Raw genomic sequence first — 23854 nt, 5'->3', positions numbered from 1 at the left:
TGCAGTGTATGACCTGCTGGTCAAGCCGCCGCCCGCGGTCACGGCGACCGAGGCCCGGTGCGGCCGGCCGGGCACCCCGGTGGTGGCGGTCCGGGGCGAACCCGGGCAGGGCCGGATCAGCTCCTCGCCGGCGGCCGGCATGGTGGGGCGGGTCACCGCCAGGTCATCATGAAGGGGGCCGGTTCGCCCCGGCCCCCTCGTCCTGATCGCCGATCAGCTGGTGCGGCGCAGCACCGCCAGGAACATCGCGTCCGTGCCGTGCTTGTGCGGCCAGAGCTGCACCGTCGGGCCCGGGCCCAGGTGCGGCATGCCCGGCGGCAGCAGCGGGCGGGCGTCCACGAAGTCGACCTCGACGCCGCTGCGCCGGGCGCCCTCGCTGACCGTGACCTGCGTCTCCACCATGTGCGGGGAGCAGGTCACGTAGGCCACCACGCCACCTGGTCGTACCGCCCGCAGCGCCGCGACCAGCAGCTCACGCTGCAGTTTCGTCAGCGGCGGCAGGTCGGCGGGCTGGCGGCGCCAGCGCGACTCCGGACGGCGCCGCAACGAACCCAGACCGGTGCACGGGGCGTCCACCAGCACCCGGTCGAACCCCTCCTCGGGCAGGTCCGGGTCCCGGCCGACGGACCGGCCGTCCATCGGCAGCACGGTCACCGGCATGCCCTCGGTGGCCTGGTCGACCAGGCGGGCCCGGTGCTCGGCCACCTCGACCGCGGTCACCTCGGCGCCCCGGCCGGCCGCGATCGCACCGATCAGACCGGTCTTGCCGCCCGGCCCGGCGCACAGGTCGAGCCAGCGGTTGTCCTGCCCCTCCACCGGCGCGGCCAGCAGCGCGGCGGCGACCAGCTGGGAACCCTCGTCCTGGACGTGCGCCTGACCGTTCCGGATGGCCGCCAGGTTTCGCGGCGCACCACCGTTGAGGTAGACCGCGTACGGCGAGAACGCGCCCGGGACGCCGCCCGCCTCGTCGGCCAGCTCGATCGCGTCGGACCGGCCGGGACGCGCGCACAGGTGCACGGCCGGCGGCTGGTTGTCCTCGATCAGCAGCCGGGCGGTGTCCTCCAGGTCGCCACCGAGCGCCTCGGCGAACGACCGGACGATCCACTGCGGGTGATTGTGGATCACCGCGAGGTTCGCGATCGGGTCGGCCTGGTAGTCCGGGGCGATCCGTTCCAGCCACGCCTCATGGGTGGTCTCGGAGATCGTGCGCATCACCGCGTTGGCGAACCCGGCCGCGCCCGGCGCCACCGAGCGGACCAGGTCCACGGTCTGGTTGACGGCGGCGTGCACCGGCACCCGGGTGTGCAGCAGTTGGTACGCCCCGAGGCGCAGCGCGTCCCGGGCCGGCGGGTCGATCCGGGCGACGTCCCGCCCGGCCGCCTCGGCGATGATCAGGTCCAGCGTGCCGACGGCCCGCAGGGTCCCGTAGGTCAGCTCGGTCGCGAACGCCGCGTCCCGCCCGTGCAGACCCAGACCGTCCAGGATCTCGGAGAGGACCAGGTTCGCGTACGCGTCGTCGCGGTTCACCGCCGCGATCGCCTCGTACGCGGCCTGCCGTGCCGGATCGGACGGCGGCCGCCCGCTGCGGGGTGCCCGGCCGCTGCGGTCGTCGCGGGAGTGTCCCGGACCCGCGGGCCGGCTCGGCCGCCCGCCGTGCGGCCGTGAGGCCCTGTGCTCGGTCACGACGACTTCTCCCCAGTTTCGATGCGCACGCCGAACGGCGTCACGACGGTGTCTCCCCAGTTCGGCACGCTCACGACAGTCGCTCCCCGGCCTCGATGCGCATGCCGCGCGCCCAGTCCGTGGCCGACATCGGCTTCTTGCCGGCGGCCCGGACCTCGCCCAGGCTCACCGGCGTGGTGGCCGTGCCCACCAGCACCTGCTTGCGCTCCACCAGCAGCTCACCCGGCTGCAGGTGCGGCGCGTTGGCGATCGGGCGCACCGGCCCGAGCTTGAGACGCTCGTCGCGCAGGGTGGTCCACGCCCCGGGCGCCGGCGTGCAGGCCCGGATCCGGCGGTCCACCGCGAACGCCGGGTCGTCCCAGCGGATCCGGGCGTCCTCGACGGTCAGCTTCGGCGCGAAGGTGACGCCGTCGGCCGGCTGCGTGTGCGCCCGGGCGGTGCCCGCCTCGATCGCGTCGAGGACCGCGACGAGCAGTCCGGCCCCCTCGACGGCGAGACGCTCCAGCAGGTTGCCGGACGTGTCGGTGAACCGGATCTGGTCGGTCAGGGTGCCGTAGACCGGTCCGGTGTCCAGGCCCGCCTCCAGCTCGAAGACGCTGGCGCCGGTCACCTCGTCACCGTGCAGGACGGCGTGCTGGACCGGAGCCGCGCCACGCCACGCGGGCAGCAGCGAGAAGTGCAGGTTCACCCAGCCGTGCTTGGGGATCTCCAGCGCGGTGGGCGGGACGAGAGCGCCGTACGCCACCACCGGCACGCAGTCCGGCGCGAGCTCGCGCAGGCGTTCCTGGAAGGCGGGGTCCCGCGGTTTCTCCGGGGTGAGCACCTCGATGCCGCGCTCGTCGGCCCACGCCCCGGCGGGCGAGCGGACCAGGCGCCGGCCGCGGCCGGCGGGGGCGTCCGGGCGGGTGACGACGGCGAGCAGTTCGTGCCCGGAGGCGGCGATGGCGTCCAGGCTGGGAATGGCGACGGCCGGTGTGCCGGCGAAGATCAGGCGCATCGGGTCACCGCCCCACACCGAAGATGCCGCGCCCGTGCGGGCTCTCCTTGATAGTGGGCGGTCGGCCCGCGTCGTACCAGTCTGCGGAGCGGATCTGCTTCATCGCGTCCTTGCGTGCGGCGGCGTCCAGCCGGTCCAGGAAGAGCACCCCGTCGAGGTGATCGGTCTCGTGCTGCACACAGCGGGCCATCAGGCCGGTGCCGACCAACTGGATCGGGTCGCCGTGCTCGGTGAAGCCGTTGGCCACCACGTTCTGCCGGCGCTTGGTGTCGATGTAGATCCCGGGGATGGAGAGACAGCCCTCGGGACCGTCCTGCTCCTCCTCGTCGGGGAAGGAGAGCACCGGGTTGACGATGTGACCGACCACGTCGTCGACGTCGAACGTGAACACGCGCAGACCGACGCCGAGCTGGGGTGCGGCCAGGCCGGCACCGCCCTCGTCGAGCATCGTCTCGGTCAGGTCCTTGACCAGATTGCGCAGTTCCTTGTCGAAATCGACCACGGTGTCGGCCGGCGAGCGCAGCACCGGGTCGCCGAAGAGGCGGATGGACTGGACGGTCACGCGGAGAGACTCCTCAATCTGATGGGCAGCACCCGCCCAGTCTACGGACCGGCTCAGCTCAGAAGAGGTCGGCCGGATCGACCTGAACACGCACCGTCACAGCGGCCTTCCGGGCGCTGCGCATCGCGGCGGCCTCGTGCAGCGCGTGTGCCAGGCCGGCGGCCCGGGACCGGGACACCCGCAGCAGCATGCGCTCCTGGTCCTTGTCGGCCGGCACCGGGCCCAGCACCTCGACGTCGTCGTCCAGGCGGGCCTGGGCCAGCAGCTCGGCCACCGCCGTCGCGGGCCCGGTCACGCTGGCCATCCGGGCCGCCGGCGGGAAGCCCAGCTCGCGGCGTTCGGCCAGCTCGCGGGCGGCGAACCAGCCCGGATCCCAGCGCAGCAGCGCCTGGACCGGCACCAGCGAACCGTCCGCGACCACCACCACCCGCCCGCCCGCCGGGGCGGACCGGGCCAGCGCCGACGCGTTCAGCCAGCGGCGCATCGCCTCCTCGGCGGCCCGCAGGTCGGACCGGCTCAGCAGGGCCCAGGTGTCGAGCAGCAGCACCGCGCCGTAGCCGCCACCCTCGGCAACCGGCTCGGCACCGGGAGTGGCGACCACCACAGTCGCCTCGGCCGGCACCGTGTCCAAGATCTCGTCGCGGCCGGAGGTGCGCACCGGCACTCCCGGGAACGCCCGGCCGAGTTCCTCCGCCGTGCGCCGGGCGCCGGTCACCGAGGCGCGCAACCGTCGTTCGCCACAGGCCGGACAGGAGTACGCCGCGGCGGCCCGCCCGCACCAGTGGCAGGTCGGCACGTCCCGGGCGCCCTGCAGGCCGAGCGACCCGGAACAGTGCGGACAGCGGGCCGGCGTGCGGCACTCGGCGCACGCCACCGCGGGCAGGTATCCCCGGCGCGGCACCTGCACCAGCACCGGGGTGCCGGCCGCCAGCGCCTGCCGTGCGGTCTCCCAGCACAGACTGGGCAGCCGGGCGATCGCCGCCCCGGGGTCGCGGGCCAGCTGCGGGTCGTCGCCGGTCGGTGCGATCATCGGCGACCGGCGCCGCAGCGTCACCCGGTCGGCGACGATCTCCTTGGCCCACCCGGTCTCCAGCAGCAGCTGGCCCTCGCCGGTCCGGGCGAACCCGCCCACCAGCGCGGCGCACCCGGCCAGCTGGGCCCGGGTGAGCAGCACGTCACGGGCGTGCGGGTAGGGCGATCGGGGCTCGGCGTGCACGTCGTCGCCGTCGTCCCAGATCACCACCAGGCCGACGTCGGCGACCGGCGCGAACATGGCCGCCCGGGTGCCCGCCACGACCGGCACCCGGTGCCGGCTGGCGGCCAGGAACCGCCGGTAGCGCTCGGCGGGCCCGAGAGCCGCGTTCAGCGCGACGTGCCGGCCGGCACCGAGGACGGCGAGCAGCGCACGGTCCACCCGGTCCAGGTCCCGGGCGTCGGCGACGACGATCACCACGCCCCGCCCGCCCCGGACGGTGGCGGCGGCGGCCTCGGCGATCCGGGCCGGCCAGTCCTCCCCCGGCGTCGCGCTCCAGACCGCCCGGGCCGGGCGCCCCTCGTGCAGGGCTCGTAGATAGGCGGCGCCGGTCGGATAGCCGCTCCACCCGCTGTCCGACGGCTCCGGCATCTCCGGAACGTCGATGTCGGAAACCGGCTGCGCCTCGGCCCGGGCGTGCCGCGGTGGCACCGCCAGGCGCAACACGTCGGACAGGTTGCCGGCATAACGGTCGGCCACCGCCCGAGCCAGCCGGACGATCTCCGGGTCGAGCACCCGCTCGGCGGAGACCACCTTCTCCAGGAAGGCCAGCTTGCCCTCGTGCTCGGACCGCTCCACCCGCTCCAGCAGGAACCCGTTCACCAACTGGCCGGCGAACCGCACCTTGACCCGGACGCCGGGCTGCGCGGCCTCGTCGTCCCCCGAGGCGACCCGATAGTCGAAAAGCCGGTCGAGGTGGGCCAGCGACACGTCCACACACACCCGTGCGACGGGTAACCGATCCGCCGGTTCCCGTTCCGCCCGTGCACCCTTGCCCGCCATCGCCGACCATTCTGCCGGTATCCCCGACAACGCCGACAAGATCATCCACAGGACGGTGGCCCGGCCGCTCCGCAACCCTGTAATCCTGGACGCATGCTGGTCGAGGACACGTGATCGGGGTGACCCGGCGACTCACCCCGATCAAGGAGCTGCCCGAGGCCGCGCGCCCGCTGGCCGGGGCCGATCACGCGGTGACGTCGGCGCTGGCGTACACGGATCCGGATGAACTTCGAAAGATCGCCCTGTGGGCCGCCGACCTGGCGCTGACGCTCTCCGGCACCCGCAGCCTGCCCTGGGTGGACACCACGATGACCGCCCTGTACCGGGGCCACCCGGCGCCCACCGGCCAGGATCCGCGCGCCGGGCGGTTCCTCACCACACCGGAACAGTTCTGGGCGGCCCGGGTCCTGGAGGGCGCGGCGGACCCGGACCCGCTCACCGCCGCCTACCTCACCCTCGGGCACGCCGGCCACGCGCCCGGCGCGGACCTGGAATGGGTGATGGGCCTCGCACCCGGGCTCTTCCCCACCCTGGCGGCGTCGGTCAGTGGACCAGGCAGCTCACCGTCTCGGTCCGCAGGTTGATCTCGATGATGTCCGGGAAGCGCAGACCCTCCCAGAAACTCGCCGGGTCCGGATCCAGCTGATAGCGGCTGGCCATCCACACCGTGGGCGCCAGGCCGTGCGTCCCGATCACCAGCGTCCGCCCCTGCGCCGCGGCGGCCTCCGCGTGCCGCAGCACCGCCGCGTCGAACCGGGCGATCACCTCGTCCCGCGGCTCCCAGCCGTCGGGGCTCTGCCCGGCCGCATAGGCGCGGGCCGCCGCGTGGTACTCCTGCTCGTCGGCGAACCACACGTCCGGCCGGTGCACCTCGGCCAGCCCCGCGTCGGTGGCCACCCGCTGCGCCCCGGCGATCTCCTGCATCGTCTGGGCGGCCTTCGGCTCGGTGCTCGCCACGTAGTAGGCGGGATGACTGACGTGCAGCCTCAGCAACCGGGCCGCCACCCGGCTGTCCCACGCCAGCGACCAGCGGTCCGCCGGCACACCCGGATCGATCGCCGGCATCGCGTGCCGGACCAGGATCAGCCGTTCACCTTGGACAGCCGTCATCGCGACAGAGTAACCGCCCACACCACCGAAGACGCTCATGCGAACAATCACGCATCAGGAACGCTCCCGGATCACTGAAGATCAAGAAACCCCGATGGGCGACGAAAAGCCGGCGCCGCGCTTGCGCGTGACGCCGGCTGTGAAGCGAGGGTCAGGAAGCGGCGCTCTTCAGGTCCGCGGCCCGGTCGGTGCTCTCCCAGCGCAGGTCCGGCAGCTCCCGGCCGAAGTGACCGTAGGCCGCCGTCTGCTGGTAGATCGGGCGCAGCAGGTCCAGGTCCCGGATGATCGCGGCGGGCCGCAGGTCGAAGACCTCCTTGATGGCCTTCTCGATCCGCTCGACCGGCACGTTCTCGGTGCCGAAGGTCTCCACGAACAGCGACACCGGGTGCGCCTTGCCGATCGCGTAGGCGACCTGCGTCTCACACCGCTCGGCCAGGCCGGCCGCCACCACGTTCTTGGCGACCCAGCGCATCGCGTACGCCGCCGAACGGTCGACCTTGGACGGGTCCTTGCCGGAGAACGCGCCGCCACCGTGCCGGGCGTACCCGCCGTACGTGTCGACGATGATCTTGCGACCGGTCAGGCCGGCGTCGCCCATCGGGCCACCGATCTCGAAACGACCGGTCGGGTTCACCAGCAGGCGGTAGCCCTCGGTGTCCAGGCCGAGGCCCTCCAGCTCCGGCGCGATCACGTGCTCGCGGATGTCCGGGGTGAGCAGCGACTCCAGCGAGATGTCCGCGGCGTGCTGCGACGACACCACGACGGTGTCGAGGCGGACGGGACGCAGTCCGTCGTACTCGATGGTGACCTGGGTCTTGCCGTCCGGGCGCAGGTAGGGGATCGTGCCGTCCTTGCGGGCGGTGGACAGCCGGCGGGCCAGGCGGTGCGCGAGAGCGATCGGCAGCGGCATCAGCTCGGGCGTCTCCGAGCAGGCGAAGCCGAACATCATGCCCTGGTCGCCGGCGCCCTGCTGGTCCAGGATGTGCTCCGAGTCACCCTCACGCAGCTCGAGGGCGCTGTCGACGCCCTGCGCGATGTCCGGCGACTGCGAGCCGATCGAGACGCTGACGCCGCAGGAGAGGCCGTCGAAGCCCTTCTTGGACGAGTCGTACCCGATGCCCAGGATCGTGTCGCGCACGATCTTGGGGATGTCGGCGTAGGCCTGCGTGGTGACCTCACCCGCCACGTGCACCTGGCCGGTGGTGATCAGGGTCTCCACCGCGACGCGGCTGCGCGGGTCCTGCGCGAGCAGGGCGTCGAGAATCCCGTCGCTGATCTGGTCAGCGATCTTGTCCGGGTGGCCTTCCGTGACCGACTCGGAGGTGAACAGGCGGCGTGCCACGGTGCTCCTCAGATTTGTCGAATACAACGTAACGCGGAAGTGTAGTCAGCTCCGCGGGGCTGGACGGACCTGGGCATCCAGGCGTACCGCGACGTGGTCAAAAATCCTATCCGCCACATCATCTTTAGGGAGTTCGCCGAATTTCGACGTACTCCCGTCGTCGCCCAGCAGGGTGACGGTGTTGCGATCCTGACCGAATACCAGATCCGGACCCACCTCGTTAACGACGATCAGGTCCGCACGTTTCTTCACCAGCTTGGCACGCGCGTGCTCGAGGGCGTCCTGAGTCTCGGCAGCGAACGCCACCAGCACCTGCCCAGGACGCTTCGAAGCACCCAGTTCCGCCGCGATGTCCGGGTTGGTGACCAGGGCGATCGGCTCCGGCAGCCCACCCTCGGTCTTCTTGATCTTCTGCTCGGCGACGTAGGCCGGCCGGAAGTCGGCGGGAGCGGCGGCCATCACCACCACGTCCGCCGAGGCCGCCGCCCCGACCGTGGCCACCCGCAGCTCCTCGGTCGTGCCGACGCGCACCAGGTCGGCGCCGGCCGGGTCGGGAAGCGACACGTTCGCCGCGATCAACGTCACCCTCGCGCCGCGGGCGAGCGCCGCACGGGCCAGGGCGTACCCCTGCTTCCCGGACGAACGGTTCCCCAGGAAACGCACCGGATCGAGCGGTTCCCGGGTGCCACCGGCGGTCACCACGACATGCCGGCCCGCCAGATCAAGATCAAGACCGTTGCGGAGTACGCGCAGCGCGTACCCGAAGATGGCCTGCGGGTCCGGAAGCCGGCCCTTGCCGGTGTCCTTACCGGTGAGACGGCCGACCGCGGGCTCGATGACGTGCATGCCGCGCTCGCGCAGAATCGCCACGTTGGCCCGGGTGGCGGGGTTCTCCCACATCTCGGTATGCATCGCCGGCGCGAACACCACCGGGCAGGTCGCCGTCAGCAGCGTGTTGGTGAGCAGGTCGTCGGCGAGCCCGTGCGCCGCCCGAGCCAGCACGTCGGCCGTCGCCGGCGCCACCACGACCAGCTCCGCCTCACGGCCGATCCGCACGTGCGGCACCTCGTGCACGTCCTGGAACACCTCGGTGGCGACCGGCCGCCCGCTGAGCGCCGCCCAGGTCGGCTCCCCCACGAACCTCAGCGCCGACGCCGTGGGCACCACCCGGACGCCGTGCCCCGACTCGGTGAACAACCGCAGCAGCTCACACGCCTTGTAGGCGGCGATGCCCCCGCAGACTCCCAGCACGATCTCGCTCACGTCACCGCTCCACAGTCCGCGTCACCATCGAAGTATCCCGCCCTGCCCGACGCCCCGCCCACCGTCGTCCAACCGTCCGCCTGCACACACACGTCGGGTGCTAGCTGACCCAACCCAGCTAGCACCCGACGCAGCTCCCACCCGCGTGTAGCACCCGCAGCTCCCACCCGTGTGTTGATTTTTGGCGCGCTGCGCGCCCAAAAACAACACACCCCCGGCACCGTGATGACTTCCGGCGCGCAGCGCGCCCAAAAACAACACACCCCCGGCACCGTGATGACTTCCGGCGCGCAGCGCGCCCAAAAACAACACACCCCCGGCACCGTGATGACTTTCGGCGCGCAGCGCGCCCAAAAAAAACACACCGTGGGGGCAGGGGCGGACATGCGAAGTGCCTCCGTTCACGAAGCGTGAAACGGAGGCACTCGACAAGCTTCAGGCACGAACGGCCCCGTCGATCAGGGGTTGTCGGTGGCCTCGGCGGTCAGCAGGCCGGCGTTGATCTCGCGCATGGCGATCGAGAGCGGCTTCTCCTGCGGCGTCGTCTCGACGAGCGGGCCGACGTATTCCAGGAGGCCCTCACCGAGCTGGCTGTAGTAAGCGTTCACCTGGCGGGCGCGCTTGGCCGCGAAGATCACCAGCGAGTACTTCGACGAGGTCTTGTCGAGCAGCTCGTCGATCGGCGGATTGGTGATGCCTTCGGGGTTCGCGATGGTTCCCACTGTGTCTGGATCCTTAATGCTCGTGAGCCGACTGCGCTTGGGCAAGATCTAAGTCTGATGAACCGAGCAAGCCTACCAGCTCATCGGCGGCCCGTTCGACGAAGTCGTTCACGACGGTGACGTCGAACTCCGCCTCGGCGGCCAGTTCCTCGTCCGCGTGTGCCAGGCGGCGGGCGATCGTCTCCTCGTCGTCGGTGCCCCGGCCGATCAGTCGGCGCTTGAGCTCCTCGACGCTAGGTGGGGCCAGGAAGACCAGTTGGGCTCCCGGCATCGCCGCGCGGACCTGCCGCGCGCCCTGCAAGTCGATCTTCAGTAGGACGGGGCGGCCCTGATAGAGCCATCCCTCGACCTGTGCCCGGGGCGTCCCGTAGAGGTTGCCCGCGAACTCGGCCCATTCCAGCAACTGGTCACCGTCGATCAGGCGCTGGAACTCGGACCGGGTGACGAAGTGGTAGTGCTCTCCGTCGGTCTCGTAGTCCCGCATCTTGCGCGTCGTCACCGACACGGACAGCCTGATCCAAGGCGAGCGCGCCCGGATCAGCTCGATCACGCTGTCCTTTCCGACCCCGGAGGGGCCGGAAAGGACAGTGAGGCGGGCTGCCGGGCGCGCGTCGTCATCCATGCTCACGGCTCATTCCTACACGAGCCGGTGAGTCAGTTCGCAGCGAACTCCCCCAGGAGGGCCTTGCGCTGCTGGTCGCCGAGACCCCGGAGCCGGCGGCTCTCGGCGATCTTCAGCTTCTCCATGATCTGCGTCGCGCGGATCTTGCCGATGCCCGGCAGCGCCTGAAGCACGGCCGAGACCTTCAGCTTGCCGACGACCTCGTCGCCCTCCGCGCGCTCCAGCACGGCGGCGAGGGTGGTCTTGCCGGACTTGAGCTGTTCCTTCAGCTCAGCCCGAGCCTTGCGAACTTCCGCGGCCTTCTCCAGCGCAGCTTGGCGCTGTTCGGGGCTCAGTGACGGGAGCGGCACCAGTTCTCCTCAGGTCCCTTACGCGGCGGTAGCAATACCGGCGCTTTGTGAAACGTGGTGTGCCAGGGAACCAAAGGGGCATGTGGTTCCCGGCGCCGGGAAAACTAGCGGTCAACGGCGCATTCGGCAACGTGGGGGTACCCCTGCACGGCCCACCTCAGACGCTGGTAAGCAGGCTGTTTCATCCGAGAGCAGCGCGACAGTCGTCGAGAACGCGGCTCGTCGCGGCCCGAAGTTCGGTGATCGACGGGCCGGCGGAGAGAACTTCGCGTGAGTACGACGGCAACACGTTGTGCAGGCTCTCGCCGAAGACCGCGCGCAGGTCGGCAGGGGTCGCGCCCTGTGCGCCGAGTCCCGGCGCAAGCAACGGGCCGTTAACATTCGCGAGATCATGTCCGGTCTCCCCGATCGTCGCTCCGACGACGAGCCCGAGACTTCCGAGCGGCGTCGCACCCGCGTTGACCTGCGCAATCTCGTCGATCACCGTTTGCGCGACGGTCGCGCCGGACGGCGTGACGGCGTGCTGGACGGCCGGCCCCTCGGGGTTGGAGGTCAACGCCAGGACGAAGACTCCGGCCCCGTTGGCGGCCGCGAGATCGAAGGCCGGCCGCAGAGAACCGACTCCGAGATAAGGACTCACAGTAATCGCGTCAGAGCGCAGCGTGCTTGCCGGATCGAGATACGCGGAGGCGTACGCGGCCATCGTCGAGCCGATGTCGCCCCGCTTCACGTCGAGAAGGACAAGAGCTCCGGCTTCTCGGGACTGTCGGATAGTTGACTCAAGAACAGCGATGCCACGTGACCCAAATCTCTCAAAAAACGCGGACTGCGGCTTCAGAACAGCCACCCGATCGGCCAGCGCCTCGACCACCGTTAGGGCGAAGCGTTCCAGGCCGGCGATGTCGTCCGAGAGGCCCCAGCGCGCCAGCAGAGAAGCGTGCGGATCGATGCCCACACAGAGCGGTCCACGCTTCGCCACGGCCGCGTGGAGGCGTTCCCCGAAGGTCTCCATGGTTCTGTCCCCCCAATGGGTAGATGTCAGGCCGCCACCGCCACCGCGGCACGGATGCCGGCGGTGATCCGGGCGATGTCGTCGTCGGCCGCCACGTACGGCGGCATGGTGTAGATCAGGTTCCGGAACGGGCGCAGCCAGACGCCCTCGGCCACGGCCGCCGCGGTGGCCCGCGGAAGATCCACGTCGTGGTCCATCTGGATCACGCCGATCGCGCCCAGGACGCGGACGTCGGCGACCCCTCGCGCCCCGCGCAGCGGCTCCAGGCCGTCCCGCAACAAGCCTTCGATGCGGGGTACGTCCGAACGCCACCCCCCGTCCGCCAGGAGGCCGAGCGAGGCGTTCGCCACCGCACAGGCCAACGGGTTGCCCATGAAGGTCGGCCCGTGCGCCAGGCCGCCCCCCTCGCCCGCGGAGACCGCCTCGGCGACCTCGGTGGTGCACAGGGTGGCCGCCAGGGTCAGGTATCCCCCGGTGAGCGCCTTCCCGAGGCACATGATGTCCGGGCTGACACCGGCGTGCTCCGCCGCGAAGAGCTCCCCGGTCCGGCCGAACCCCGTGGCGATCTCGTCGAAGATCAGGAAGATGCCGTGGGCGGCGGTCGCCTCCCGCAGCACCCGCAGGTACTCCGGATCGTGGAAGCGCATCCCGCCGGCACCCTGCACCACCGGTTCGACGATCACCGCGGCCAGTTCGTCCGCGTGCTCCTCGATCATGGCGGTCAGGGCGGCGGCGTACTCCGGCTCGTACCCCGCAGGAGGCGGAGCCGCGAAGACCTGGACCGGAAGAACCCCGGTCCAGAGGGCATGCATGCCGCCCTCGGGGTCGCAGACACTCATCGGGTGGAAGGTGTCGCCGTGGTAGCCGCCGCGCCAGGTGGCGAGCCGCCGCCGGCCGGGCAGACCCCGCGCCCGCTGGGCCTGCAGCGCCATCTTGACCGCCACCTCCACGCCGACCGAGCCGGAGTCGCAGAGGAACACGTGCGCAAGTCCCGGCGGCGTGATCTCCACCAGGGTGCGGGCCAGCGTGATCGCCGGTTCGTGGGTGAGCCCGCCGAACATCACGTGGCTCATCCGTCCCGCCTGATCGGTCAGCGCCGCGTCCAGCACCGGGTGGCGGTACCCGTGGATCGCCGCCCACCAGGACGACATCCCGTCGACCACCTCCCGGCCGCCGGACAGCCGCAGGCGCACCCCCTCGGCGCTCTCCACCAGGTAGGGCTCGCTGCGCCCCGGCATCGGCCCGTACGGGTGCCAGACGTGGGCGCGGTCGAGCGCGAGCAGATCGCGCCCGGCGGTCATCGGTTCCGGGGAGCCCGGTGCGACCGGATCGGGCGGGCGCCGCGGGCGACCGCCCGGACCAGGTCCGGCCCGCGGTAGATGAACCCGCTGTAGAGCTGCACCAGCGAGGCTCCGGCGTCGAGCATCCGGGCCGCGTCGTCGACCGCCATGATCCCGCCGACCCCGATGATCGGCAGCTTGCCGCCGGTCTCGTCGTGCACGAACTTGACCACCTCGCGGGCCCGCTCGGTCAGCGGCTTGCCGGACAGGCCACCGGCCTCACCGGCCAGCTCCTGGTCCGTCTCGGCCAGCCCGTCACGGCCCAGCGTGGTGTTGGTGGCGATCAGGCCGGCCGCGCCGTGCGACAGGCAGACCTCCAGCAGCTCGGCGATGGCCGGCTCGGTCAGGTCCGGGGCGATCTTCACCAGCACCGGCACCGGGCCGGTCAGCGCCTTCAGCAGCCCCGCCAGCGCGTCCTTGTCCTGCAGGGTGCGCAGGCCGGGCGTGTTGGGCGAGGAGACGTTCACCGCGATGTAGTCGGCGTACGGGTGCAGCAGCCGGTAGGACGTCAGGTAGTCCTCGACGGCGTCCTCCAGCGGCGTCACCTTGGACTTGCCGAGCGAGACACCCAGCGGCACCGGCAGCGGCCCCACCTCGGCCAGCCGCTCGGCCAGTGCCGCCGCGCCCTCGTTGTTGAAGCCCATCCGGTTGATGATCGCTTCGCTCTCCCGGAGCCGGAACAGCCGCGGGCGCTCGTTGCCCGGCTGCGGCTTCGCGGTGACCGTGCCGACCTCGACAAACCCGAAGCCGAGCGCCGGCCAGGCCGAGAGCGCGATCCCGTTCTTGTCCATCCCGGCGGCCAGGCCGACCCGGTTCGGGAAGCGGACGCCGAAGACGTCCACCGGGGCGGAGAACGCGTACCGGCTGCGCATCGCGGCCAGCGCCGGCGCGGGCAGCGCGGCGAGGCGCTTCAGCGTCCACTCGTGGGCGTGCTCGGCGTCCCCGCCGCCCAGCCGGAACAGGACCGGCCGGGCGACGTTCGCGAAGAGATTCAAGGGAGTGGGCCTTTCCGTTGGTGCTAGTTGGTGCCCCGGAGGGTCGCGTGCAGCTCCTGCAACGGGCGGACACTCATGTCGCCGTTGCGGAGGGCCTCGATGCCCATCACCGCGGCGGACGCGCCGGGCACGGTGGTGACGCTCGGGACGTCCGCGGTGACGGCGGCGCTGCGGATCTCGTACCCGTCGAGACGGGCGCTGGCACCGGAGCCCTGCGGGGTGTTGATGATCAGCGAGATCTCGCCGGCCAGGATCAGCTCGACGGCGTTGCGCTGTCCCGGGTTCTCGTAGTGCTTCGGGACGATCTCGCACTCGATGCCGTACCGGCGCAGGACCTCGCCGGTGCCGGCCGTGGTGACGATGGTGAAGCCCAGATCGGCGAGCCGCTTCACCGGGAAGACCATCGCGCGCTTGTCCCGGTTGGCCACCGAGACGAAGACCTTGCCGCTGGTGGGCAGCGAGCCGTACGCCGCCGCCTGCGACTTGGCGAACGCCTGACCGAAGCCGGCGTCGATGCCCATCACCTCGCCGGTCGACTTCATCTCCGGGCTGAGCAGGTTGTCCACGCTCTTGCCGGCCGGGGTGCGGAACCGCTTGAACGGCAGCACCGCCTCCTTGACCGCGATCGGCGCGCCCTCGGGCACCACGCCGCCGTCACCGGTGGGCAGCAGGAGGCCCTCGGCGCGCAGGTCGGCGATGGTCGCCCCGAGCATGATCCGGGCGGCCGCCTTGGCGAGCGGGACGGCCGTGGCCTTGGAGACGAACGGGACCGTCCGCGAGGCGCGCGGGTTGGCCTCCAGCACGTAGAGCGTCTCGTCCTTGAGCGCGTACTGGACGTTCATCAGGCCGCGCACGCCGATGCCCCGGGCCAGCGCCTCGGTGTACCGGCGGACCTCGGCGATGTGGGATGCGGCCAGGGTGATCGGCGGCAGCGTGCAGGCCGAGTCGCCGGAGTGGATGCCGGCCTCCTCGATGTGTTCCATCACGCCGCCGAGGTAGACCTCGCCGTCGGCGTCGCAGAGCGCGTCCACGTCGATCTCGATGGCGTCGTCCAGGAACCGGTCGACGAGCACCGGGTGGTCCGGGGAGATCTCGGTGGCCCGGTCGATGTAGTCCCGCAGCGTCGGCTCGTCGTAGACGATCTCCATGCCGCGGCCGCCGAGCACGTACGACGGGCGGACCAGCACCGGGTAGCCGATGTTGTCGGCGATCGCCTTGGCCTCGGCGAACGAGACGGCGGTGCCGTGGTCCGGCGAGCGCAGGCCGTTCTCGTTCAGCAGGGCGCCGAACAGTCCGCGGTCCTCGGCCAGGTCGATCGACTCGGGCGAGGTGCCGACGATCGGCACACCCGCGGCCTTGAGCCGGTTCGCCAGGCCCAGCGGGGTCTGGCCGCCGAGCTGCACGATCACGCCGATCACGCCGGGGCCGCCGGCCGCCTTGCCGGAGCTGTCCTCGGCGTGGAACACCTCGAGGACGTCCTCGAAGGTGAGCGGTTCGAAGTAGAGCCGGTCCGCGGTGTCGTAGTCGGTGGAGACCGTCTCCGGGTTGCAGTTGATCATCACGGTCTCGTAGTCGGCGCCGCGGAGTGCCATCACCGCGTGCACGCACGAGTAGTCGAACTCGATGCCCTGCCCGATCCGGTTCGGCCCGGAGCCCAGGATGAGCACCTTCGGCCGGTCGCTCGGCGCCACCTCGGTCTCCTCGTCGTACGACGAGTAGTGGTACGGGGTGTCCGCCTGGAACTCGGCCGCGCAGGTGTCCACGGTCTTGTAGACCGGGCGGACCCCGAGGCGGTGGCGCAGCGCGCGGATGCCGTCCTCGCCGGCCAGCTCGGGCCGCAGCGTCGCGAGCTGGCGGTCGGACAGGCCGGACCGCTTCGCCCGGCGCAGCAGCTCCTCGTCCAGGACCGGCGCGGCCAGGATCTCGGCGCGCAGGTCGATCAGCGCCTGGATCTCGTCCAGGAACCACGGGTCGATCCGGCCGCTGGCCTCGTGCACCTGCTCGACGGTCGCGCCGAGCCGCAGCGCCGCCTCGACCGTGTAGAGCCGGCCGTCGTGCGGGGTCCGCAGCGCCTCGAGCGCCTCGTCGACGTCGGTGAAGGTCGGTGCGGTCCAGAAACCGGCGGCCTTGGTCTCCATCGAGCGCATCGCCTTGTTCAGCGCCTCGGCGAAGTTGCGGCCCAGGCTCATCGCCTCGCCGACCGACTTCATCGTGGTGGTGAGTTCCTTGTCCGCGCCGGGGAACTTCTCGAACGCGAACCGCGGGATCTTGACGACCACGTAGTCGAGGGCCGGCTCGAAGGCGGCCGGGGTCTTCAGCGTGATGTCGTTGGGGATCTCGTCCAGGGTGTAGCCGATGGCCAGCTTCGCGGCGATCTTCGCGATCGGGAAGCCGGTGGCCTTCGACGCCAGCGCCGAGGAGCGGGAGACCCGCGGGTTCATCTCGATCACGATCATCCGGCCGTCGTCCGGGTTGATCGCGAACTGGATGTTGCAGCCGCCGGTGTCCACGCCGACCTCGCGGAGCACCGCGATGCCCAGGTCACGCAGCTTTTGATACTCCCGGTCGGTGAGCGTCATGGCCGGGGCCACGGTCACGCTGTCACCGGTGTGCACGCCCATCGGGTCGATGTTCTCGATCGAGCAGACGACCACGACGTTGTCGTGCTTGTCGCGCATCAGCTCGAGCTCGTACTCCTTCCAGCCGAGCACGCTCTCCTCGATGAGCACCTCGGTCACCGGGGAGGCGGCGAGGCCGGAGCCGGCGATGCGCTCCAGGTCCTCGTCGGTGTGCGCCATGCCGGAGCCCAGGCCGCCCATGGTGAACGACGGGCGGACGACGACCGGCAGGCCGATCTCGGCGACGGTCGCGCGGACCTCGTCCATCGAGTGGCAGACCCGCGAGCGCGGCGTCTCACCGCCCGCGAGGGCCACGATGTCCTTGAAGAGCTGACGGTCCTCGCCCTTGCGGATCGCGTCGACGTTCGCGCCGATCAGCTCGACGCCGTACTTCTCCAGGACACCGTTCTCGTGCAGGGCGATCGCGGTGTTCAGCGCGGTCTGGCCACCCAGGGTCGGCAGGATCGCGTCCGGGCGTTCCTTGGCGATGACCAGCTCGACGAACTCCGGGGTGATCGGCTCGACGTAGGTGGCGTCGGCGAACTCCGGGTCGGTCATGATCGTGGCCGGGTTGGAGTTGACCAGCGACACCCGGATGCCCTCGGCCCGCAGGACCTGGCAGGCCTGGGTGCCGGAGTAGTCGAACTCGCAGGCCTGGCCGATGACGATCGGACCGGAACCGATCACCATGATGTGCTTGAGATCTTCACGCTTCGGCATGAGCGTCAGCCCTTCTTTTCCACGAGCTCGACGAACCTGTCGAACAGGTAGTCGGCGTCGTGCGGGCCGGCGGCGGCCTCGGGGTGGTACTGGACGGTGAAGGCGGGCACCTCGATGCCGCGCAGGCCCTCGACCACGTCGTCGTTGAGGCAGACGTGCGAGACCTCGACACCGCCGAAGTCGGTGTCGATCACGGTGTTCAGCGGCGCGTCGACCGCGAAACCGTGGTTGTGGCTGGTCACCTCGACCTTGCCGGTGGTCTTGTCGAGCACCGGCTGGTTGATGCCGCGGTGGCCGTACCCCAGCTTGTAGGTGCCGAAGCCGAGCGCGCGGCCGAGGATCTGGCTGCCGAAGCAGATGCCGAACAGCGGCACCTCACGGCGCATCACCTCACGGGCCAGCGCGACCGGGCCGTCGGCGGTCGCCGGGTCGCCCGGGCCGGGCGAGAAGAACACCGCGTCCGGGCTGACCGCGAGCAGGTCCTCGATCGACGAGGAGGCCGGGAAGATGTGCGTGGTGACGCCGCGGGCGGCGAGCCGGCGCGACACGTTGCGCTTGATGCCCAGGTCCAGCGCGGCGACCGTGTACCGGTGCTCGCCCTCGGCCTCGACGGTGTACCGCGACGCGGTGGTGACCTGTGCGGACAGGTCCGCGCCGAGCATCTCCGGCTGGTTTCGCACCTTCGCCAGCAGCGACTGCGGGTCCAGGTCGACCGACGAGACGCCGACCCGCTGAGCGCCGCGTTCGCGCAGGTGGCGGGTGAGCGCGCGGGTGTCGACACCACTGATCCCGACGATGCCCTCGGCGGCCAGACGCTCGCCCAGGTCGCCCCGCGAACGCCAGTTGGAGGGCCGGCGGGCCGGGTCGCGGACGACGTAGCCGGCGACCCAGATCCGGTCCGACTCGTCGTCCTCGTCGTTGACGCCGGTGTTGCCGATCTGCGGCGCGGTCTGCACCACGACCTGCTTGTGGAACGACGGGTCGGTCAGTGTCTCCTGGTATCCGGTCATGCCGGTGGTGAACACCGCCTCGCCGAACGTCTCCCCGACAGCGCCGTAGGCGGAACCGTGAAATGTGCGCCCGTCTTCGAGCACCAGAATCGCCTTGGTCACTTGACTGCCTTTCCGTCCAGAACCGTGGCCTCGCCCCGCAGGAAGGTCGCGACGATGCGACCCGGCAGCGTGGTGCCGGCGTACGGCGTGTTGCGGCTGCGGCTCGCCAGTCCGGCCGGGTCGACGACCCAGCTCACCGACGGGTCCACCAGCGTCAGGTTGGCCGGGGTGCCGGCCTTCGTCAGGTCACCGCCGTGCCCGTCCAGCCCGGCGATGCGGGCCGGCGCGACGGACATCCGGTCGGCGATCAGGTCCCAGTCCTCCCCGAACACACTGAGCACGATCGGCAGCGCGGTCTCCAGGCCCAGCATGCCGGGCCGGGCGTACGCCCACTCGCATTCCTTGTCCTGGACCGCGTGCGGCGCATGGTCGGTGGCCACCACGTCGATGACCCCGTCCCGCAGTGCCTGGCGGAGGGCTTCGACGTCCTTGCGCGTACGCAACGGCGGGTTGACCTTGAAGACCGGGTCGTAGCCGGCCGCGAGCTCGTCGGTGAGCAGGAGGTGGTGGGGGGTGACCTCGGCGGTCACGCGTACGCCACGCGCCTTGGCCTGGCGCAGCACCTCGACCGAACCGGCGGTGGACACGTGGCAGACGTGCAGGCGGCTGCCGACGTGCTCGGCCAACAGCACGTCCCGGGCGATGATCGCCTCCTCGGCGACCGCGGGCCAGCCGGTCAGGCCGAGGCGGGTGCTGACCTCGCCCTCGTGCATCTGCGCGCCCTCGGTGAGCCGGGGCTCCTCGGCGTGCTGGGCGATGACACCGTCGAACGCCTTCACGTATTCGAGCGCGCGGCGCATCAGTTTCGGGTCGGCGACGCAGAAGCCGTCGTCGGAGAAGATCCGCACGTTCGCCGCGGAGCTGGCCATCGCGCCGAGCTCGGCCATCTGCTTGCCGGCCAGCCCGACGGTGACCGCGCCGATCGGCTGCACGTCGACCAGTCCGGCCTCGCGGCCGAGTCGCCAGACCTGCTCGACCACGCCGGCGGTGTCGGCGACCGGCGAGGTGTTCGCCATCGCGCAGACCGCGGTGTATCCGCCGAGGGCGGCGGCCCGGGAGCCGGTCTCCACCGTCTCGGCGTCCTCGCGGCCGGGTTCGCGCAGGTGGGTGTGCACGTCGACCAGGCCGGGCAGCGCCACGAGACCGGTCGCGTCGATCACTTCGGCGCCTTCGACCGGTTTGTCGGAGATGACGCCTTCATGAATAAAAAGATCAGCCGGCGCGGCGCCGAGAATCGAGACGCCCTTGAGCAGGTACGCCATCACTTGCCTCCCAGGAGCAGGTAGAGGACGGCCATCCGGACGCTGACGCCGTTGGCGACCTGTTCGACGATCGTGGAACGGGGCGAGTCGGCCACCTCGGGCGCGATCTCCATCCCGCGGTTCATGGGCCCGGGGTGCATGACGATCGCGTGTTCCGGCATCTTGCGGAGCCGAGCGACGTCGAGGCCGTAGCGACGGCTGTACTCACGGGCCGACGGGAAGTACGAGTCCTGCATCCGCTCGGACTGCACGCGCAGCATCATCACCACGTCGCTGTCCGGAACGACCGCGTCCAGGTCGTAGCTGACCTGCGTCTTCTCCGACAGGGCGGCGGCCACGTCCAGGGGGATCAGCGTCGGCGGGCCGACCAGGGTGACCTGCGCGCCGAGCGTGGTGAGCAGCAGGACGTTCGAGCGGGCGACCCGGCTGTGCAGCACGTCCCCGACGATGGCGACCCGCAGGCCGTCGAGACGGCCCATCCGCGAGCGCATCGTGTACGCGTCGAGCAGCGCCTGCGTCGGGTGCTCGTGGGTGCCGTCGCCGGCGTTGACCACCGAGCCGTCCACCCATTCGGCCAGCCGGTGCGGGGCGCCACTGGCCGGGTGCCGGATCACCACGGCGTCGGCGCCCATGGCCTGCAGCGTCAGCGCGGTGTCCTTGAGGCTCTCACCTTTTGAGACACTCGACCCTTTAGCGGAGAAATTGATCACATCCGCGGAGAGGCGCTTGGCGGCCGCCTCGAACGAGATGCGGGTACGCGTGGAGTCCTCGTAGAAGAGGTTCACCACTGTCCGGCCGCGCAGGGCCGGGAGCTTCTTGACCTCGCGGCCACCGGTCAGCGATGCCATCTCACCGGCCGTGTCCAGGATCAACGTGGCGTCGGCGGCATCCAGATCGGCGGCCGAGCGCAGGTGCCGGATCACGAGAGGCCCCCGATCAGCCGGACCTCGTCGCTGCCGTCGACCTCGGTGAGGGTGACCTTGACGCTCTCGGCGAGTGCCGTCGGAATGTTCTTACCGACGTAGTCGGCCCGGATCGGCAGCTGCCGGTGTCCGCGATCGACCAGCACCGCGAGCTGCACCGAACTCGGCCGGCCGATGTCGTTGAGTGCGTCCAGGGCGGCCCGCACGGAGCGTCCGGAGAACAGCACGTCGTCGACCAGGATGACCCGCAGCCCGTCGATGCCCCCGGGCGGCAGCTCGGTCTTGCCGAGCGCGCGGGTGGCACGCATCCGCAGGTCGTCGCGGTACAGCGTGATGTCCAGCGATCCCACCGGCACGTCGACGCCCTCGAAGGCGTGAATCCGGGCGGCGAGCCGGTGCGCGAGCGGGACACCGCGGGTGGGGATGCCGAGAAGCACGGTGCCGGTGGCGCCGGAGGTCTTCTCGAGGATCTGATGAGCGATGCGATCGACGACCCTGTGCAGGTCGGACCCCTCTAAAATGATCTTGCTAGGCGCGTCTGCGCGTGGCTGTGCCACGGCGGACCTCCTTCCCCGCCTCACGGGACGGGTCGTTAAAGGACGTCTGGTCGGGCCCACCCCGGAAACGGGCGACCCGATGGCTGACGCTACGTTACCAGTGGACGCAGCGTTGATTATGGTGACGTGCCTGACTGGAGCAGTCCGGACAATTCCTCGCGACTAGGGATACAGCCGGTTACTTTGGTGCGGCCCGTGCGACTCATCGGTAACCAACACTTGACCGGCGGTCGCAAACTCCGTACCGTCACGCAGCGTAGCGATCCGTGAGGAAAGAACCCTCCGGGCCAGCACAGCACTGGGAGTGTCCGTATGCCGTCTGAGTACGCCAAGTCGCTGGGCGCTCGCCTGCGCTCCATCCGCCAGCAGCAGGGCCTGTCCCTGCAGGGCGTCGAAGAGAAGTCCAACGGCCGCTGGAAAGCAGTGGTCGTGGGCTCGTACGAGCGCGGCGACCGTGCCGTGACCGTCTCGCGCCTGGCCGAGCTGGCCGACTTCTACCGCGTCCCCGTCTCCGAGCTGCTGCCCGACGGCAGTGGCATCCGCCTGGAGGCGACCAACAAGATCGTCCTGGATCTCGAGAAGCTCTACGACACCACCGGCGAGGACCTCGCCTACGTGGCTCGTTACGCGCGAGCCATCCAGCAGCAGCGCGGTGACTACAACGGCCGGGTCCTCTCGATCCGCGCCGACGATCTGCGCGCGCTCGCCATCGTGTACGACATCTCGCCGTCCGGCCTCATCGAGCGCCTGACCGAGCAGGGCGTCCTGGTGGCCGACCCCCGGGCGTTCTTCGCCAGCTGAGCACCGTCACCCGAGCCCGCGTCGCGCTGCGACGCGGGCTTTCGTGTGTCCATCAGCCGGTAACCACTTCGATAAGTTACTGACCGGTTTTCTTTGATCGTGTGGACTTCCGACGCCGGACCACCACGAAACTCACAACAACGCGCAGGATCGGCAATCATCGTCGTCTTATCGGCCTCAGACGGCCGTGTGCCGCTTTTCGGCCCCCGACGGTAACCCCGGTCACCCTCCGCGCACCCGCTTCTCCAGGAGCCCTCCTGCGAGCGATCTTGGAAAAGGCCAGACATCAAGAACGGCCCGGACTCCAAGAGTCCGGGCCGTCGTGAAGCACTTGTCACCGCGTGGCGAACGCCGCGATCCGGTCCAGCAGACCGTTCAGGAAACGCGGACTGTCATCCGTCGACATCTCCTTCGCCAGCTCGACCGCCTCGGTGATCGCCACCGGGTCGTCGACCTCCGGCACGAACAACAGTTCGTAGACCGCGATCCGGGCGAGGTTCCGATCCACCGCCGGCATCCGGTCGATCGTCCAGCCCTCCGCGTAACTCGCGATCAGCTCATCGATCCGGTTCAGATGCTGAGCGACCCCCTCGATCAGGGTGATCGCATAAGCGAGATGCTCGGGGTGCGGCTTCGCAATCCGATCCAGGTAGGTGACCAGAACCTGACTCGGCGGCAGATCACGCAGGTCGGCCTCGAAGAGGACGTCGAGTGCTCGCTTACGCGCCTTGCGACGCGCGAGCCGTTCCTTCTTGGGACCTTCCGCCATCAGCTGCGGCCGAGGTAGCGGCCGTCGCGGGTGTCGACCTTGATCTTCTCGCCGGTGGTGATGAAGAGCGGGACCTGAACGGTCGCGCCGGTCTCGATGGTCGCCGGCTTGGTGCCGCCGGTCGAACGGTCACCCTGCAGACCCGGCTCGGTGTAGGTGACCTCGAGGAACACGCTGGTCGGCAGCTCGATGTAGAGCGGCACACCCTCGTGCGTGGCGACCGTGGCCTCCGCCTCGGGCAGCAGGTAGTTGGCGTTCTCCCCGACGGTGCCGCCGGAGACCGGAATCTGGTCGAACGTGTCCAGATCCATGAAGATGAAGTCTTCGCCGTCTTTGTACAGGTATTGCATCGTGCGCTTGTCCACGGTCGCCGTCTCGACCTTGGTGCCGGCGTTGAACGTCTTGTCGACGACCTTGCCGGACAGGACATGCTTCAGCGTCGTGCGCACGAAGGCCGGACCCTTACCGGGCTTGACGTGCTGGAACTCCACGACGGTCCACAGCTCTCCGTCGAGATTGAGAACCAGGCCGTTCTTCAGGTCGTTGGTGGAAGCCATGTCCTGCCTTGGTTTTGATGCGTATCGGTGACCGAACGAGTCTACCGGCGTGAACCCCTCCGGAGCGAACCGGGTCTACCTGGCGATGTGCTCCAGCGCCAACCGGTAACCGTCGAAGCCCAGGCCGGCGATCACGCCGGTGGCCACCGCGGAGATCACCGATCGATGCCGGAACTCCTCCCGGGCGTGCACGTTCGAGATGTGCACCTCCACCAGTTTGCCCCGCAACATCGCGCAGGCATCCCGAACCGCATAGTTGTAGTGCGTCCAGGCGCCCGGATTGAGCACCACGTCGGCGCCCTCGTCGGCCGCCTGGTAGAGCCACTCGAGCATCTCGTGCTCGGCGTTCGTCTGCCGCACCTCGACCGTGACACCCAGGTCGTCGGCGACGGTCTGGCACAGGTCGGCCAGGTCCTGGTACGTCGCCGAGCCGTACACCCCCGGCTCCCGCAGGCCCAGCCGGCCCAGGTTCGGCCCGTTCAGCACGTAGATCATCGCGCCA

The 23854-nt window shown here is 70.5% G+C and carries 25 protein-coding genes; 4 read left to right on the top strand and 21 right to left on the bottom strand.

The features are described from left to right. The first annotated feature begins 4 nt into the window (after nucleotides 1–4). Nucleotides 5–172, top strand: coding sequence for a hypothetical protein (locus QSK32_RS39050; RefSeq protein WP_285474758.1), 168 nt, complete (start codon nucleotides 5–7; stop codon nucleotides 170–172). A gap of 41 nt (nucleotides 173–213) precedes the next feature. Here the strand turns inward: QSK32_RS39050 and QSK32_RS39045 are convergent, their stop codons facing one another. The 4 genes from QSK32_RS39045 to QSK32_RS39030 form a co-directional block, all read right to left on the bottom strand. Then, complete coding sequence (locus tag QSK32_RS39045) at nucleotides 214–1683, bottom strand: RsmB/NOP family class I SAM-dependent RNA methyltransferase (protein ID WP_083449086.1); 1470 nt, start codon at nucleotides 1681–1683, stop codon at nucleotides 214–216. 70 nt (nucleotides 1684–1753) lie between these two features. After that, nucleotides 1754–2680 carry a methionyl-tRNA formyltransferase gene (gene fmt / locus QSK32_RS39040; RefSeq protein WP_045743221.1) on the bottom strand — a complete coding sequence of 309 codons (927 nt, stop codon included), beginning with the start codon at nucleotides 2678–2680 and terminating at the stop codon, nucleotides 1754–1756. Between the two features lie 4 nt (nucleotides 2681–2684). Then, on the bottom strand, nucleotides 2685–3242 hold the full coding sequence (gene def / locus QSK32_RS39035; protein ID WP_045743180.1) for a peptide deformylase: 558 nt from the start codon (nucleotides 3240–3242) through the stop codon (nucleotides 2685–2687). Between the two features lie 58 nt (nucleotides 3243–3300). Beyond that, on the bottom strand, nucleotides 3301–5211 hold the full coding sequence (locus QSK32_RS39030) for a primosomal protein N' (RefSeq protein ID WP_285474796.1): 1911 nt from the start codon (nucleotides 5209–5211) through the stop codon (nucleotides 3301–3303). 185 nt (nucleotides 5212–5396) lie between these two features. Between QSK32_RS39030 and QSK32_RS39025 the strand changes: the two genes are divergently transcribed. Continuing rightward, nucleotides 5397–5861: a hypothetical protein gene (locus QSK32_RS39025; protein WP_045743182.1), complete on the top strand. Its 465-nt coding sequence runs from the start codon at nucleotides 5397–5399 to the stop codon at nucleotides 5859–5861. Here QSK32_RS39025 and QSK32_RS39020 read toward each other — a convergent pair. The 3 genes from QSK32_RS39020 to coaBC all read right to left on the bottom strand — a co-directional run bounded on the left by QSK32_RS39020 (nucleotide 5821) and on the right by coaBC (nucleotide 8992). Next, nucleotides 5821–6387: a histidine phosphatase family protein gene (locus tag QSK32_RS39020; RefSeq protein ID WP_045743222.1), complete on the bottom strand. Its 567-nt coding sequence runs from the start codon at nucleotides 6385–6387 to the stop codon at nucleotides 5821–5823. The genes QSK32_RS39025 and QSK32_RS39020 overlap by 41 nt on opposite strands. Nucleotides 6388–6538: 151 nt before the next feature. Then, on the bottom strand, nucleotides 6539–7729 hold the full coding sequence (metK, locus tag QSK32_RS39015) for a methionine adenosyltransferase (protein WP_045743183.1): 1191 nt from the start codon (nucleotides 7727–7729) through the stop codon (nucleotides 6539–6541). A 45-nt stretch (nucleotides 7730–7774) separates the two neighbouring features. Then, on the bottom strand, nucleotides 7775–8992 hold the full coding sequence (coaBC, locus tag QSK32_RS39010; RefSeq protein ID WP_285474757.1) for a bifunctional phosphopantothenoylcysteine decarboxylase/phosphopantothenate--cysteine ligase CoaBC: 1218 nt from the start codon (nucleotides 8990–8992) through the stop codon (nucleotides 7775–7777). Between the two features lie 171 nt (nucleotides 8993–9163). Here coaBC and QSK32_RS39005 point away from each other — a divergent pair, with 171 nt between their 5' ends. Next, complete coding sequence (locus tag QSK32_RS39005) at nucleotides 9164–9406, top strand: hypothetical protein (protein WP_285474756.1); 243 nt, start codon at nucleotides 9164–9166, stop codon at nucleotides 9404–9406. Between the two features lie 44 nt (nucleotides 9407–9450). Here the strand turns inward: QSK32_RS39005 and rpoZ are convergent, their stop codons facing one another. From rpoZ to pyrR, 11 genes are all read right to left on the bottom strand, one after another. Next, nucleotides 9451–9714 carry a DNA-directed RNA polymerase subunit omega gene (gene rpoZ, locus QSK32_RS39000; protein ID WP_015623990.1) on the bottom strand — a complete coding sequence of 88 codons (264 nt, stop codon included), beginning with the start codon at nucleotides 9712–9714 and terminating at the stop codon, nucleotides 9451–9453. A 13-nt stretch (nucleotides 9715–9727) separates the two neighbouring features. Continuing rightward, complete coding sequence (gene gmk, locus QSK32_RS38995; protein ID WP_045743223.1) at nucleotides 9728–10336, bottom strand: guanylate kinase; 609 nt, start codon at nucleotides 10334–10336, stop codon at nucleotides 9728–9730. A gap of 32 nt (nucleotides 10337–10368) precedes the next feature. Further along, nucleotides 10369–10686, bottom strand: coding sequence for an integration host factor, actinobacterial type (gene mihF, locus QSK32_RS38990; protein WP_043528493.1), 318 nt, complete (start codon nucleotides 10684–10686; stop codon nucleotides 10369–10371). Nucleotides 10687–10867: 181 nt separating this feature from the next. Beyond that, nucleotides 10868–11698, bottom strand: coding sequence for an orotidine-5'-phosphate decarboxylase (gene pyrF, locus QSK32_RS38985; RefSeq protein WP_285474755.1), 831 nt, complete (start codon nucleotides 11696–11698; stop codon nucleotides 10868–10870). Nucleotides 11699–11724: 26 nt separating this feature from the next. Then, nucleotides 11725–12999 (bottom strand): adenosylmethionine--8-amino-7-oxononanoate transaminase, encoded by a 1275-nt coding sequence (locus QSK32_RS38980; protein ID WP_285474754.1) that lies wholly within the window; start codon nucleotides 12997–12999, stop codon nucleotides 11725–11727. Beyond that, nucleotides 12996–14033 (bottom strand): quinone-dependent dihydroorotate dehydrogenase, encoded by a 1038-nt coding sequence (locus tag QSK32_RS38975; protein WP_045743187.1) that lies wholly within the window; start codon nucleotides 14031–14033, stop codon nucleotides 12996–12998. Before QSK32_RS38975 ends, QSK32_RS38980 begins: the two co-directional genes overlap by 4 nt. A gap of 23 nt (nucleotides 14034–14056) precedes the next feature. Then, entirely contained in the window at nucleotides 14057–17371 is a 3315-nt protein-coding gene (gene carB / locus QSK32_RS38970) for a carbamoyl-phosphate synthase large subunit (RefSeq protein WP_045743188.1), read from the bottom strand. Nucleotides 17372–17376: 5 nt separating this feature from the next. After that, nucleotides 17377–18483, bottom strand: coding sequence for a glutamine-hydrolyzing carbamoyl-phosphate synthase small subunit (gene carA / locus QSK32_RS38965; protein ID WP_285474753.1), 1107 nt, complete (start codon nucleotides 18481–18483; stop codon nucleotides 17377–17379). Further along, the gene (locus tag QSK32_RS38960) at nucleotides 18480–19748 is read right to left on the bottom strand and encodes a dihydroorotase (protein WP_045743190.1); all 1269 of its coding nucleotides are present in this window, start codon (nucleotides 19746–19748) and stop codon (nucleotides 18480–18482) included. The genes carA and QSK32_RS38960 overlap by 4 nt, the downstream gene beginning before the upstream one ends. Next, nucleotides 19745–20668, bottom strand: a complete 924-nt coding sequence (locus tag QSK32_RS38955; protein WP_045743191.1) for an aspartate carbamoyltransferase catalytic subunit — start codon at nucleotides 20666–20668, stop codon at nucleotides 19745–19747. The genes QSK32_RS38960 and QSK32_RS38955 overlap by 4 nt, the downstream gene beginning before the upstream one ends. Beyond that, nucleotides 20665–21225, bottom strand: coding sequence for a bifunctional pyr operon transcriptional regulator/uracil phosphoribosyltransferase PyrR (gene pyrR / locus QSK32_RS38950; RefSeq protein WP_045743192.1), 561 nt, complete (start codon nucleotides 21223–21225; stop codon nucleotides 20665–20667). The genes QSK32_RS38955 and pyrR overlap by 4 nt, the downstream gene beginning before the upstream one ends. Nucleotides 21226–21537: 312 nt before the next feature. Here pyrR and bldD point away from each other — a divergent pair, with 312 nt between their 5' ends. Further along, on the top strand, nucleotides 21538–22026 hold the full coding sequence (gene bldD / locus QSK32_RS38945; RefSeq protein ID WP_014446326.1) for a transcriptional regulator BldD: 489 nt from the start codon (nucleotides 21538–21540) through the stop codon (nucleotides 22024–22026). A 334-nt stretch (nucleotides 22027–22360) separates the two neighbouring features. Here the strand turns inward: bldD and nusB are convergent, their stop codons facing one another. The 3 genes from nusB to aroQ form a co-directional block, all read right to left on the bottom strand. Next, complete coding sequence (gene nusB, locus QSK32_RS38940) at nucleotides 22361–22795, bottom strand: transcription antitermination factor NusB (RefSeq protein ID WP_045743193.1); 435 nt, start codon at nucleotides 22793–22795, stop codon at nucleotides 22361–22363. Then, the gene (gene efp, locus QSK32_RS38935) at nucleotides 22795–23352 is read right to left on the bottom strand and encodes an elongation factor P (protein WP_045743194.1); all 558 of its coding nucleotides are present in this window, start codon (nucleotides 23350–23352) and stop codon (nucleotides 22795–22797) included. The genes nusB and efp overlap by 1 nt, the downstream gene beginning before the upstream one ends. A 75-nt stretch (nucleotides 23353–23427) precedes the next feature. Beyond that, nucleotides 23428–23847 (bottom strand): type II 3-dehydroquinate dehydratase, encoded by a 420-nt coding sequence (aroQ, locus tag QSK32_RS38930; RefSeq protein WP_045743195.1) that lies wholly within the window; start codon nucleotides 23845–23847, stop codon nucleotides 23428–23430. Between the last annotated feature and the right edge of the window lie 7 nt (nucleotides 23848–23854).

Origin of the sequence: Actinoplanes sp. NBRC 101535 (genome assembly GCF_030269225.1) — a bacterium.
Classification (GTDB): Bacteria; Actinomycetota; Actinomycetes; order Mycobacteriales; family Micromonosporaceae; genus Actinoplanes; species Actinoplanes rectilineatus.
Note: the sequence above shows the minus strand (reverse complement) of the source record. Positions and strands in the feature narration are given on the sequence as shown.

Coding starts and splice junctions, on each gene's coding strand:
- fmt (WP_045743221.1), bottom strand. CDS start 2,680: ATGCGCCTGATCTTCGCCGGCACACCGGCCGTCGCCATTCCCAGCCTG.
- QSK32_RS39020 (WP_045743222.1), bottom strand. CDS start 6,387: ATGACGGCTGTCCAAGGTGAACGGCTGATCCTGGTCCGGCACGCGATG.
- gmk (WP_045743223.1), bottom strand. CDS start 10,336: ATGGATGACGACGCGCGCCCGGCAGCCCGCCTCACTGTCCTTTCCGGC.
- pyrF (WP_285474755.1), bottom strand. CDS start 11,698: ATGGAGACCTTCGGGGAACGCCTCCACGCGGCCGTGGCGAAGCGTGGA.
- QSK32_RS38980 (WP_285474754.1), bottom strand. CDS start 12,999: ATGACCGCCGGGCGCGATCTGCTCGCGCTCGACCGCGCCCACGTCTGG.
- carB (WP_045743188.1), bottom strand. CDS start 17,371: ATGCCGAAGCGTGAAGATCTCAAGCACATCATGGTGATCGGTTCCGGT.
- bldD (WP_014446326.1), top strand. CDS start 21,538: ATGCCGTCTGAGTACGCCAAGTCGCTGGGCGCTCGCCTGCGCTCCATC.
- nusB (WP_045743193.1), bottom strand. CDS start 22,795: ATGGCGGAAGGTCCCAAGAAGGAACGGCTCGCGCGTCGCAAGGCGCGT.
- efp (WP_045743194.1), bottom strand. CDS start 23,352: ATGGCTTCCACCAACGACCTGAAGAACGGCCTGGTTCTCAATCTCGAC.
- aroQ (WP_045743195.1), bottom strand. CDS start 23,847: ATGATCTACGTGCTGAACGGGCCGAACCTGGGCCGGCTGGGCCTGCGG.